Annotated in this window: 12 protein-coding genes; 6 read left to right on the top strand and 6 right to left on the bottom strand. The window is 60.9% G+C overall.

Annotated elements, in window-relative coordinates:
• Window positions 1-48 precede the first annotated feature (48 nt).
• From LN996_RS12235 to LN996_RS12215, 5 genes are read right to left on the bottom strand one after another with little or no spacing between them, the layout of a single operon-like run.
• Window positions 49-1,494, bottom strand: a complete 1,446-nt coding sequence (locus LN996_RS12235; RefSeq protein ID WP_231340654.1) for a DUF4389 domain-containing protein — start codon at window positions 1,492-1,494, stop codon at window positions 49-51.
• A 2-nt stretch (window positions 1,495-1,496) separates the two neighbouring features.
• Window positions 1,497-1,772, bottom strand: coding sequence for a hypothetical protein (locus LN996_RS12230; RefSeq protein WP_231340653.1), 276 nt, complete (start codon window positions 1,770-1,772; stop codon window positions 1,497-1,499).
• Window position 1,773: 1 nt separating this feature from the next.
• On the bottom strand, window positions 1,774-2,220 hold the full coding sequence (locus LN996_RS12225) for a universal stress protein (RefSeq protein WP_231340652.1): 447 nt from the start codon (window positions 2,218-2,220) through the stop codon (window positions 1,774-1,776).
• Window positions 2,220-2,687 (bottom strand): flavodoxin domain-containing protein, encoded by a 468-nt coding sequence (locus LN996_RS12220; RefSeq protein ID WP_231340651.1) that lies wholly within the window; start codon window positions 2,685-2,687, stop codon window positions 2,220-2,222. The genes LN996_RS12225 and LN996_RS12220 overlap by 1 nt, the downstream gene beginning before the upstream one ends.
• Window positions 2,684-3,013, bottom strand: a complete 330-nt coding sequence (locus tag LN996_RS12215; RefSeq protein ID WP_231340650.1) for a DUF3040 domain-containing protein — start codon at window positions 3,011-3,013, stop codon at window positions 2,684-2,686. Before LN996_RS12215 ends, LN996_RS12220 begins: the two co-directional genes overlap by 4 nt.
• Before the next feature lie 126 nt (window positions 3,014-3,139).
• Here LN996_RS12215 and ppsA point away from each other — a divergent pair, with 126 nt between their 5' ends.
• The 4 genes from ppsA (at window position 3,140) to LN996_RS12195 (ending at window position 10,184) form a co-directional block, all read left to right on the top strand.
• A complete protein-coding gene (gene ppsA / locus LN996_RS12210; protein ID WP_231340649.1) occupies window positions 3,140-5,551 on the top strand; it encodes a phosphoenolpyruvate synthase in 2,412 nt (803 codons plus the stop codon).
• 4 nt (window positions 5,552-5,555) lie between these two features.
• On the top strand, window positions 5,556-8,723 hold the full coding sequence (locus LN996_RS12205; protein WP_231340648.1) for an HAD-IA family hydrolase: 3,168 nt from the start codon (window positions 5,556-5,558) through the stop codon (window positions 8,721-8,723).
• Window positions 8,720-9,745, top strand: coding sequence for a 6-phosphofructokinase (locus tag LN996_RS12200; RefSeq protein WP_231340647.1), 1,026 nt, complete (start codon window positions 8,720-8,722; stop codon window positions 9,743-9,745). Before LN996_RS12205 ends, LN996_RS12200 begins: the two co-directional genes overlap by 4 nt.
• 181 nt (window positions 9,746-9,926) lie before the next feature.
• A complete protein-coding gene (locus tag LN996_RS12195) occupies window positions 9,927-10,184 on the top strand; it encodes a YegP family protein (RefSeq protein ID WP_231340646.1) in 258 nt (85 codons plus the stop codon).
• Between the two features lie 244 nt (window positions 10,185-10,428).
• On the opposite strand, the gene LN996_RS12190 is transcribed toward LN996_RS12195, so the two are convergent.
• A complete protein-coding gene (locus LN996_RS12190; protein ID WP_231340645.1) occupies window positions 10,429-11,442 on the bottom strand; it encodes a zinc-dependent alcohol dehydrogenase family protein in 1,014 nt (337 codons plus the stop codon).
• Between the two features lie 211 nt (window positions 11,443-11,653).
• On the opposite strand from LN996_RS12190, the gene LN996_RS12185 reads away from it, so the two are divergent.
• Together LN996_RS12185 and LN996_RS12180 are read left to right on the top strand one after the other, a co-directional pair.
• Entirely contained in the window at window positions 11,654-12,100 is a 447-nt protein-coding gene (locus LN996_RS12185) for a universal stress protein (RefSeq protein ID WP_231340644.1), read from the top strand.
• A 1-nt stretch (window position 12,101) separates the two neighbouring features.
• Window positions 12,102-12,545 carry a pyridoxamine 5'-phosphate oxidase family protein gene (locus LN996_RS12180; RefSeq protein WP_231340643.1) on the top strand — a complete coding sequence of 148 codons (444 nt, stop codon included), beginning with the start codon at window positions 12,102-12,104 and terminating at the stop codon, window positions 12,543-12,545.
• Window positions 12,546-12,688: the final 143 nt, after the last annotated feature.

Below are 12,688 nucleotides of genomic sequence, written 5' to 3'. Positions count from 1 at the left end.
ACTACACCGACACGCCGACGTCGGGGGTTACTGCTGGCTCGTCGTCATTCACCGCAGGCCGGCCCTTCCGTCAGCGTTTGGGGGCTGCAGTTGCTCGGGATCGAAGGCACCCTGATCCAGACGGAACGGCGGATACTCATCGCGCAGCAGGGCTCCGTAGATGAGCACGCGGTACACCCATCGGTTGATGCCCATGATGAAGGCGAACAGGGGTCGCGGGTAGCTGCCGGTAAACAACAGGATTACCAAAGCGATGAGGACCAGCAGACCCAGCAAGGACAGTCCGCCGCCGCGATCGTTGATCACGCCGGCGGGTCCGTCCTCGGTTCTCCAAGCCCACGTCGCCGTTCCTGTGAACGCCCCCACGATCAACAGGTGCGGTATGAGCAGCAACCAGGACTTTACAAGAACCAGGCCCCGGGAGAGGCGGGCCGGATAAACCACCTCCACGTTCGCCGGGTAGTCCGTCCGGGAGAGGCTGAACGGAGGATAGTGATCGGTCCCGCCTGCGGCGTAGGCATAGAAGGCCACGCGCCAGTTCCATCGGAGGACGCCGACATTGAAATGAAAGAGGGACAGCGGGTAGCGGCCAGTAATAAGGATGGCGAACCAAGCAATGATGCTGGTGACGGCGAACGCGAACCAGAGGAAAAACAGCACGAAGAAATGGGGGATGGCGAGGAACCATTTCACCAGCCACAGCCACGGCGACAATGCGGCGTCCAGCTGGCCGGTGAAATGAAGCGGAGAGTTAAGGGCGCTTACCGGTGCGGGTCCTCGCGCTGCCGGTGATGTCGAAGGGGGTTGCCCCGGTGATCCTCCGCCACGGCCCAGACCTACGGCGCCCAACACCAACAGCGGAACGCCGATAAGGATGGCCAGGACGCCGGCGAACAACAGGCCCATTGCGGCAGGCCTCATGAGGTCAGAACGGAAACCGGCCTGCAGATCTGCGGAGACGCCACCGCTGGCGTCAGCGTTCATCACCACCACAGTCCAATTACCGGGGGCGATGTTCCACGTGAGTTCCTGCTCGCCCGTTCCGGAGGCCGAGGCTGCCCAGAACTGTTGCGCACCGGGCGTTGCAGGGGTGGATGATCCTGGAATGTCCGTGTAAACGGGCCGGAAGGGTTGGAACTTCACTTCACGCAACTCAGTGTGGTGCACCCCTGCAAGGTATGCGTCCACCTCGTTCTGGGGTGCAATGCCAATGAAGACTTCACGCCCGGCTTCCGTCGCGGAGGCACGGAGCCTGAGGGTTCCGACGTCGAAGGGAAGCCTTTCGGGCGTGCCCTCGCCCACCGCATCGAGTTGGGGGGAGACCAATGCCCGGGACGAAACCGTGTACCGCTCTGTTGGGGAGGTGAAGAATGATCCGTCGTTTTGGGAAGAGGCAAGCCATGTCGCTACCGCACCTGCCGCGGCCAACGTGAAGCCGACCAAAGACAGAACAATGCCGACAATGAGGAGGACAACATGACCTGGTTTTTTCATGGTTAGCGTTCTTTCCGGTTGGAGATCAGCGAGGCAACGCCGAGGGCTGCGGCAGCGGCCCCGGCCGCAGCCGGGAACAAAGCCGAGAACAGCATGGTGTTGGACAGTGCCAGGACCCCGTAGATCAGGAGCAGGAACGTCGCACCCCTCGACTGCGCGGAAGATGCGGTCCCGAAGGGCAGTAGGGTCTTTGTTAGCCCTACCGCTTCGATCACGGCAGACGCGCCGACCGCCGGTCGCACTGGAGCTGCTGGTACGGACATCTGCCCAGTGGTCATCTCAATGACCCTTCTCCGGGGAGTGGACCACCAGGACGGGGCAGTGCGCGTGAGCAACGCAGCCCGAACTGACCGAACCGAGGAGAAGTCCACCAAAACCACCGTGACCGCGCCGGCCTACCACCAGAAGTGATGCATGTTTGCTGCCCTCAACAAGCCCTGCACGGGGAGACTGCTGAACAAGGCGGGAACTGACGTTCCTGGGCTTCTCAGTGCCGAAAGCCTCGACCAGTGCCTTATCGAGTCGTTCCTCGGCATCATGGGCGAAGCCATCTATGCCCATGGCCAGATATCCTTCGTATCCCAGCGGCATCTCCCAGCACCCCCACGCTTCAAGCGGTGCATTGAGGGCCAGCGCAATTCGTTGTCCCTGGCGTAGTGCTTCCACCGATGCGTCGGAGCCGTCGACGCCAACAATGATCTTGCTCGGGTCAAGCCAGCCTGCCATCACGCACTCCTCTGGATTCCATATGCTGTGGCAATGGACAAGAGTTCTTCACCCCACGCAGCTGCGCGGGACGTCTGTCCGTCAAGCAAGGGACCCTCAGTTCCCTTGACGTAGAAGGCCATTGGCTCGGCCACTATGCTGGCTCCGGCCTCTTTGAGGGTCTTTGTGATCTTCTTGGCGGCATCACCATGGATGAACAGCTTGACCCTCGTATCAAAGCCGGCAGCAACCACCCCGGAAAGCCCTCGGCTGCCAAGACGGGCCAGAGCCTCCATGGTTTTCTGTGTGGGGCGCCAACCGTTGATCGGGCTGCCGACCACCAACAGGTCACCTGCCGAGATGTCGTCGGATCGCACCTGACCGGCCGGCAGGACTTTCGCGTTCAGTGGGCTGAGGCCTGCGGCAATGGCCTCAGCGATCGACTTGGTGTTGCCAAAGCCGGAATCATAGACAACGAGTGCTTTCATGACTGTTCCTTGTTCTTCTCGTGGGCGTTTTCCCGGGTGCGCGGCCTCCACCGCATAGGGCGGTCACCCATGAAAAGGGTTGCCCAGTACGTCCCCCCACCCATCACGAGGAAACCCACCACACCGAGTGCCAAACTGCCTAGTGGGAAACTCACCAGCAGCAGTCCGAGCCCGCCGAGCGCAGCAAGGCAGCCTCGCTTTATGCCCTTCCAGCGGCGTCGATCGAGGTCTTCCAGGCTCATGAGTGCTGCCAGCCTGGGGTCCTCCTCCAGAAGACCCTGCGAAATGTTGTCCAGTTCGAGCCGTTCGAACTCCGAAAGTGCCATGGTGTGCCTCCTGCCTTCCCTCCCAGCATGTGTGGTGCGGCAATGCGGAAACAGGGCCGAAAGTCACACCAAGGTTCGGGACCAAAGACTCTGCCCGGGCTGGCCCGGGCCGCCCAGAATCAAGGCATGCAGCCAGCCATCGAAGAGTCATATGTCACATGGTTTGAGGACATCGGAATGGGGGATGTTCCCGAAGTGGGCGGTAAGAATGCGTCACTGGGTGAACTCACCACATCGTTGCGTTCAGCAGGGGTGAAGGTCCCCGACGGCTTCGCTACGACGTCCGGCGCGTACAGGAAGTTCTTGGCTGCCAACGGACTCGAATCGGTCATCAGTCATTCCATGAGTGAGCTTAGGTCAGGCAGGTTGTCTCTTCGCGAGACGGGGCATGCCATCCGCGACGCAATGTTGGCGGGCGAGTTTCCGTCCGGACTTATTGAGGGCATCAGGCATAACTATCGGCGCCTGGGCGAACGGGCCGGGCAGGAGCGATTGGCGGTAGCTGTCCGCAGCAGCGCAACGGCAGAGGACCTGCCGGATGCCAGTTTTGCCGGGCAACAGGAAACATTCCTGAATATCTCAGGTGAGAGCGCACTCCTGGATGCCTGCCGACGCTGTTTTGTCTCGCTTTTCACTGATCGCGCCATTAGCTACCGGGAGATCAAAGGGTTTGGGCACTTGGACGTGGCACTGTCCATAGGTGTCCAGCGCATGGTTAGATCCGACATCGGAGCGTCAGGGGTGATGTTCTCCATCGATACTGAGTCGGGCTTTCCACAGAGCGTCGTCATCAGCGCGGCCTGGGGATTGGGCGAGACCGTTGTCCAGGGCACCATCAACCCGGACAAGTACCAAGTGTTCAAACCGCTACTTGATAACCCCGCTCTGGTGCCTGTGATCGAGAGATCCGTGGGATCCAAAGAGCGCAAGATGGTGTACCGCTTGGGAGGGACCGCCTCCACGGCGATGGTGGAAACCACCGACAAAGAACGACGTGCCACTGTTCTCCCGGACATCGACATCATCAAGCTCGCGCGGTGGGCCGTGTCCGTGGAAGACCACTACGGACGTCCCATGGACATGGAATGGGCCAAAGACGGCGTCACAGGCGAGCTGTTCATGGTCCAGGCGCGACCGGAAACAGTTCAGGCCCAAAAAAGCGGGACGCTCTTCCGCATGTATCACCTGGGACAGGATGGCCGTCTCCTTGCGTCCGGCGCAGCGGTCGGGAATTCCATAGCCGTAGGCCCCGTCTGCATCATCCGCGATGCCAAGGACATTGAGGCGTTTGTGGATGGGGCCATTTTGGTAACCCGGATGACGGACCCGGACTGGGTTCCCGTGATGAAGCGGGCAGCTGGGATCGTGACTGACCACGGGGGACCCACCAGTCACGCGGCGATTGTGAGCCGTGAGCTAGGCGTTCCCGCCGTGGTGGGTACTGGCGACGCAACTGACGCGCTGGCAGGTAGGGAAGTTGTCACGCTCTCGTGCGCCGAAGGAGAAGAGGGACACGTCTATGACGGGATGCTGGACTTCGAAGTAGAAGAGGTGGACACCGGGAGCCTTTCCGAAACGCGCACGGACATCATGGTCAACATCGCCAGCCCGGCCGCAGCTTTCACCTGGTGGCGTCTTCCCGCTGCAGGAGTCGGCCTGGCGAGGATGGAATTCATCATCAACAACTTGATCCGTGTTCATCCGATGGCCCTTATCCATCCCGAGTTGGTGATGGATGACGCCGAATCAGCTGTTATTGAACAACTGACCAGGGGCTACACCAGCCCCGAGGAGTATTTCGTCAGTGTCCTTGCCACAGGCATAGCCAAGATTGCTGCTCCTTTCCATCCGAAACCAGTGGTTGTCCGGCTCAGCGATTTCAAGAGCAACGAGTATGGACATCTCATCGGCGGCAGCTTCTTCGAACACCCTGAAGAAAACCCCATGCTGGGATTCCGGGGGGCTTCCCGCTACTACAACAAGCACTACCGTGAAGCTTTCGCGTTGGAATGCCTGGCCGTGAAACGCGCACGTGAAGTCATCGGCTTCTCAAACGTCATAGTCATGGTTCCCTTTTGCCGCACAGTGGATGAAGCGGACAAGGTGCTCAATGCGATGTCGGAGAACGGACTTGTGCGTGGAGAGCACGGGCTGCGCGTCTACATGATGTGTGAGATCCCTTCCAACGTGGTGCTGGCGGAACAATTCGCCCGCCGTTTTGATGGGTTCTCCATCGGTTCCAATGATTTGACCCAATTGGTGCTCGGCGTAGACCGTGATTCGGAACAATTGGCAGGGCTCTTCGATGAACGCGATGAAGCCGTGACCACCATGATCTCGGAGGTCATCGGGAAGGCGCATGCAGCAGGAATCCGGATAGGGATCTGTGGTCAAGGTCCAAGCAACCATCCGGATTTTGCGGAGTTTCTTGTCCGTGAAGGCATTGACTCGATTTCACTGAACCCCGATACCTTCATCCGGACGGTCCCCTTGATAGCTGCTGCAGAAAAGCATCTCAAACGGCCGGACCCAGTGTAGAGCCATGAAGGCATCACCCACGGCGGCTGCGGCGAGACCCCCTTATGACGCGGTCATCTTCGATCTGGATGGCGTAGTCACCCGGACTGCCATGGTGCATCAGCTGGCTTGGCGCGACGCGTACGAGGCGATTATGGGCGATCCCAGGTTTCCGAAGGTCAAACCTGTGCAGCCGTTTACTTCAAACGACTATTTGTCCTTGGTGGACGGCAAGCCCCGCGAAGTCGGGCTCATGAACCTGCTGGCGTCCCGGGGCGTCGTCGTTGATCTCGGCGCACCAAGCGATGCAACCGGCGATTGGACCGCTTACGGGCTTGGGGCGCTGAAGAACAAGGCTTACCTCGCCCGTCTAAAGAAGGACGGCGTTCAGGCATACCCGGGAACACTGGAGCTGCTGGGCAGTCTGCAGGCGGCAGGGGTTAAGGCGGGGGTGGTGACGTCGAGCCGCAACGCCACTCCCGTGTTGGCCGCGGCCGGCATGGCAGAGACTTTCGCGGTGGTGCTGGACGGTACCGTCGCCTCAAAATTGGGGCTCCCGGGCAAACCTGAACCGGATGTATTCCTGGAGGCGGCCAGGCGCCTGGGGGTCCCGCCGGCTCGCGCCGTGGTCATAGAAGACTCAGTGGCGGGGGTGACATCCGCGCGTCGCGGTGGATTCGGGCTTGTGGTGGGCATCGACCGGCAGGGGACCCGCCGACAACTCGAAGCAGCTGGTGCGCACGTGGTCCTCAACGATGTAGGCGAGCTGGACCTGGGCCTGGTCATGAGTGATCCTTGGCAGCTCACCTACGAAGGGACAGCGCCGGAACACGAGGGGCACCGGGAAGCCCTCACGACGTTGGGCAACGGATATATGGGTGTTCGCGGGGCTGTTTCCGAAGGCGGCCGGGAATCGCGCTATGCCGGCATGTATCTGGCCGGTGTCTACAACAGGGTGGTCGCCAGGATGGGCGAGGAGTCTGTAATCGACGAGCACATGGTCAACGCACCCGATTGCCTTCCCTTGGACCTCTGCCTGGAGAACGGCACGTGGTGGTCGGAGGCTGGCTTGCGTTTGGTGGAGGAGCGGCGGACTTTGGACATGGGTCGGGCTCTGTTGATTCGTCATGATCTTCTGGAGTCCCCGGACGGTCGGCGTCTGGACGTCGCTGAAAGGCGCTTGGTCTCCATGGCGGAGCCGCACGTGCTGGCTGTCGAGACTCTCTTGACGCCGCTGGGCTGGAACGGAACAGTCACGGTGCGGAGCGGGGTCGATGTTGGCATCAGGAATGCGAACCTGCCGGAGCCGGCCATGGGAAGCCGCGTCCACTTGAGCGACAAGACGGCAGGAAGCCGTGGTGGCCCAAGCTGCGATCTTCTGGTCGAAGCCGAAACCAGCCAGAGCCAAATACGTGTAGCCGTTGCCTTCCATGCAGATGCTGCAGGCAATGCAGGGTCGCCTGGAAGGGTCAAGGCGTTCCACTTCCTCACTTTTGACGTTGCTTGCACTGATGGTGCGGCAACCGCCTTAACCAAGGTTGCCGCCGTCGTAACATCCCGGGATAAGCCCATATCGTCCGCGGGTTCGGCCGCTTCGGCCGTTCTTGCGAGGGCGGGCACAAACTTTGAAGCTCTGCTGAGTTCCCATGTGGCCGCGTGGAGGCGGATCCTTCGGCCGTTCCTCGTGGAACTCGACTCCTCCACCCAGGTCCAATTGGTCTTGAACCTTCATCTTTTCCACCTCCTGCAGACCCTGACGCATCACACGGCAGAGCTCGACGCCGGTGTTCCGGCCAGGGGACTGCACGGCGAGGGCTATCGGGGTCACGTCTTTTGGGACGAGCTCTTCGTCCTGCCCGTACTTACTGCCAGAACCCCCGAGGTGGCCCGGGCACTGATCGAATACCGATGGCGGCGGCTCCCGGAAGCAAGGCAGGCGGCGTCAAGGCTCGGTTTGCCCGGAGCAATGTTCCCGTGGCAAAGCGGCAGCGACGGCAGCGAAGAAACTCCGCATTGGCTCTACAACGCCAGGTCGGGGCGCTGGGTGCCGGACCATTCCAGGATGCAACGGCACGTGGGGCTCGCGGTTGCCTTCAACGTCTGGGAGTACTTTGAAGCCACTGGTGACAAGGCTTGGTTCCTGTACAAAGGAGCAGAACTCGTTGTGGAGGTGGCACGCTTCTTTGCTGCCATGGCGGCGTATGACCACCACGATCACCGTTTCCACCTGAAAGGCGTCGTAGGCCCGGATGAATACCACACCCGCCGTCCAGGGGAGCCTGATCCGGGCCTGGATGACAACGCCTACACCAACGTCATGGCGGCATGGACCTGCGAGCGCGCCGCAGAGATTCACGGGATGCTGAAGGGCCATGAGCTGGCTGATCTCACGGAGCGTTTGAGCATCACGGCTGACGAAGTGTCGTTGTGGAAGCGGGTGTCCCGGAGGATGTTTGTTCCGTTCCACGCCGATGGTGTCATCAGCCAGTTTCATGGGTACGACGCGCTGGAAGAACTTGACTGGGACAAGTACCGCCAGGTGTACGAGAACATCGAGCGGCTGGATCTCATCCTTGAAGCGGAGGGCGACGACGTCAACCGCTACAAACTCGCGAAGCAGGCCGACGTGTTGATGTTGCCGTATCTGCTGGGCCATGAGGGGCTCCGCGAGTTCATGGCGAAACTTGGTTACGCCTTGTCCAACGAGCAACTGGACCGGACTATTGAGTACTACCTGGCCAGGACGGCTCACGGTTCCACTCTGAGCCGCGTCGCCCACGCCTCTGTCCTGGCTTCCGTGGACCCGGATAGGGCATGGGATAGCTTTCGGGAGGCGTTGGACGCAGATCTCGATGACACCCAGCATGGGACAACCAAAGCGGGTATTCACCTGGGTGCCATGGCAGGTTCCATAGACGTCATTCAGAGGAGCTTTGCCGGGCTGAAGTTGGGGCGGGATGGTTTGTCTTTCACGCCGTGCATGCCCAGAGGACTGCGCGCAGTTGCCTTTCACGTGAAATACAGGGGGCATTTGCTGAAGGTCCAGCTCAAGGATGGGCGCATCCGGGTATCGTCCGCGCATGGCGATGCCGCTCCCGTTTCTCTTCGGATGGAAGGGCGGTCTGTCATGTTGGCACCCGGGGAGAGCAGGAGCTTCAGGCTGGATCCTGGCCAGGAGGCGCGCCGGTCATGAGGCGCTTGGGGATTCTCACAAGTGGTGGTGACTGCCCGGGTTTGAATGCTGTCATCCGAGGGGCAGTTCTCAGGGGGACCATCAGCCACGACTTCGAGTTCGTTGGATTCCGCGATGGGTGGAAAGGTGTCCTGGGTGACGATGTCATACCACTGCCCAGGTCTGCGGTGCGGGGGATTTCCGGTCTCGGGGGCACGATGCTGGGGACATCCCGGACGAATCCCCTGCGGGACGGTGAATCTGGGGCCGTGAGCCAATCACTTCGCAGGCATGGTGTGGACGGGTTGATAGCCATTGGGGGTGAGGGAACCCTTGCGGCGGCCCGGATCTTGTCAGAGCAGGGAGTCAACGTTGTTGGTGTACCAAAGACCATCGACAACGACTTGGGTGCTACGGATTACACGTTTGGATTCGACACTGCCGTCCAAACGGCTACCGAGGCAATCGATCGCCTGCGAACCACCGGGGAGTCCCATCATCGGTGCATGATTGCTGAGGTCATGGGAAGGAATGCAGGGTGGATCGCCTTGCATGCAGGGATGGCCTCGGGCGCCCACGCGATCCTGATACCCGAGCACAGGGTTTCCTTGGAGCAAATAGCCGTTTGGGTCAGTTCGGCCCATGAACGTGGCAGGGCCCCTTTGGTGGTTGTTGCAGAGGCTTTCGCGCCCACGGGACAGGAGGCACCGTATTCACCAAGGGGTCTTGATACCTTCGGCCGGCCGCGTCTCGGTGGCATCGGAATAATGTTGGAAGGGCTGGTGCAGGAGATGACCGGGATCGAAACCAGGGCCACCGTTCTGGGACACATCCAGCGCGGGGGCGCACCCACGGCTTTCGACAGGGTCCTCGCCACCCGCCTGGGTATGGCTGCGGTTGGTCTCGCTTCTGAAAGGAAATGGGGGACCATGGTCTCCCTGAGAGGCACCGACATCACGGACGTGCCCCTCGCGTCGGCTTTGGGGGATCTCAAGACCGTTCCGGAGGCACGCTTCAAGGAAGCGGAAGCCTTGTTCGGATAGCGGGGAGATTGGTCCGCCGTCATGGGGCATGCCTTCCAGCGTCCAAGGTCCTGCAACGGGACCGGGCAAGAAGCAACGGGACTTCCGGCCCTTACGACCCAACTCTGTCAGCGGGCATCCTGATGGAAGGCATAGGGGGACCGATGATGCCGTGATCAGCAAGTGCAGAAAGGGCGGACCCATGACTGGGATCTTTGAGCTTTTTACTGACGGCCAAGCCAACGTCAGGTTCCGGCTGGTGGACTCCGAAGGACGGGAACTCGCAGTCTCGTGCTCGTACGTAGACAAGGACTCCGCGGTGCGGGGCATCTCTCGTGTCCGTGAGTGCGCGGGGATGGGCTTGGTCCAAGACCATTGTTTGCCGATGTCGCCAGCCGACACGAAACCCGCAGGCAGCCGGGTTCCTGCGCATGGGCAGATGCGCAGGGTTGCCGAATGAAGATCGAACGCAGTTCTGGGAAATCGGAACCCGGACCTCAACGCCCATCTGAGACGGCCGAGCCAGGGTCGGGCAATCAGGGCAGTCAGCCGCAACGCCGACGGGTTCCTTCAATCCCACAGAATCCGCTGGTTCAGCAGTTGTTTCGGATGGGCAAACGCCGCGAGGACGCGGAAGCAAAACTCGAGAAACGGTTCGCGAAAAGAAAGAAAACCTGACGTCCAAGCCCGGTGACGGTGACCCGTCATGGAATCCTCAACACGGCGGCTCCAGTGATTCTGTCATTCGCGAGGTCGTCCAAGGCTTGATCGGCAGCGGCAAAGGGATATGCCGTGGTGGTGGGAATCAATGGCATGTCCGCTGCGAGGGAAAGCAATTCCGTTCCGTCAGCCCTCGTGTTGGCGGTGACGCTGCAGACTTGCTTCTCGTAGAAGAGCTCGTCCGCATAGTTCATCGAGGGGATGTCGGAGAGGTGGATGCCGGCCACCGCCAGAGTTCCGCCCCTGTCCAACGCCCTCATCGCGATAGGTACCAGTTCACCCACCGGTGCGAAGAGAATGGCTGAGTCCAGCTTCACCGGGGGAGCGTCGAATGCACCGCCGACGTATTCTGCACCCAGGCTTCGGGCCAAAACCTGCGCCTCCTCGGATCGTGTCATGACGAAGACCGACGCGCCTGAATGGATTGCGATTTGCGCGGTCAGGTGGGCTGAGCCTCCGAACCCGTAGATGCCCAAGCGGCCGCCGGGGGGAAGGGCAGCCCGTTTCAGGGCACGGTAGCCAATAATGCCGGAGCAAAGGAGCGGGGCCGCCTCCTCATCGCTGAAGTGGGGAGGAACGGCGTAGGCAAAGTCCTCCCTGACTGTCATCATTTCCGCGAAGCCGCCGTCACGGTCCCAGCCAGTGAAAACCGGTGTGCTGCACAGGTTCTCGGCGCCGCGCTGGCAATAGTGGCAAGCACCGCACGTGCCGCCGAGCCACGCGATGCCCACCCTGTCGCCGGTTTCAAACCTGCCAGTGCCGGGGCCTGATTCAACGACGATTCCCACAGCTTCATGACCTGGAACAATCCGGGAATGGCGCGGAGGTAGGTCACCTTCAGCCAGATGCAGGTCCGTGCGGCAGACCCCACACACATTGACCCGAACGAGTATTTCGCCCTTGTCAGGGTGCGGTACGCGTTTGGTCCCGTGCTCCAGCGGGTGAGTCGATGTGTTTCCTGTCCGTCCCACCCACCACGCCTTCATCGTGTTTGCCATGCAATGAGCGTGATGCAGATGTGATCCGGCAGCAAGAGCCAAAGGTCCTACAGGAACTGGGGTGGGTACGCCTGCTCATCCCTATCGAGGTCTGGACCGAAGATATCGGGCACTTGGGTCTCCGGACACTGTGACCTTCGGCCCTGTTCGATGCTGGCCAACCACGGCATTCTGACAGGAAGGAAAGTCACGAGCGCCAGGAGGAAAAAGAATGAGCAAGGACGGATCACCGGGGAAGATTATTGTGGGGGTGGATGGTTCGGAGCCGTCCATCGAGGCGCTCCGCGAAGCCCAACGTTTGGCAGTCCCCTTGGGGGCAGCAGTCGAGGCGATGGCCTACTGGGATTTTCCGCCGGTCTATGAGGGCTATCTCGCCGTGGGGATCACGGGATTTGAGGAGGCAGCCGGGCAAGTCCTCAAGGAGTCAGTCGAAAAGGCGTTCGGCATTGACGTGCCGGACAACGTCACTTCGCACCTGGAACAGGGCCATCCCCGGCAAGGACTGATCAAAGCAAGCCGCGGGGCTGAGATGGTGGTCGTGGGCAGGCGCGGCCATGGCGGATTCGGCGGCCTACTGATGGGATCGGTCAGTTCGGCCTGCGTCGCCCACGCACATTGCCCCGTTCTTGTAGTGCACACCCCCGAAAAGGAAGCATGAAATGAGTGTGCCCAGCCAAGAACCTGTACGCATCGATGGTGCCCGTCACGTCAGCGAAGACCTTAGTGAGGTGCAGTGCTGGGAGAAGCTGCATTCGCACGACACTGGGCGGATAGGTTTCGTCCACCACGGCAGGGTGATGATCTTGCCTGTCAACTATCTGGTTCACGATCACGCCATTTACTTCCGCACTTCGCTGGAAGGGCTGATTGGTGGGCCGGCGGCCCGGATGCAGACATCTTTCCAAATCGACGATGCCAGGACTGATCGAAGCGAAGGATGGTCGGTGTTGGTCAGCGGGTCCTCAACCCATGTTGTTGACCGGGAGTTACTCACGCGCCTTTGGGGCCACATGACGGCAGAACCATGGGCCGGTGGGGACCGAGGCCTCTTCATCTGTATCCAGCCCACCATCATGACAGGGAAGCACGTTTATCTCGCCTAGCTGTGACGCGAAAGTGGGGGGGGGGGCCCGGGGGCCCGCCCCCCCCCCCCCCCGGCCGGGTGGCAGACGTTGGGCGGCCAGCAAAAATCACCACTTGACGGGTGACGTGGGTCACTGTATGTTTACGTAAACCTCTTCTATGT

The sequence above is a fragment of the Arthrobacter sp. AK01 genome, from assembly GCF_021109375.1.
In the GTDB taxonomy this organism is placed as follows: Bacteria; Actinomycetota; Actinomycetes; order Actinomycetales; family Micrococcaceae; genus Arthrobacter.
This window is presented reverse-complemented; position numbering and strand designations above follow the sequence as displayed.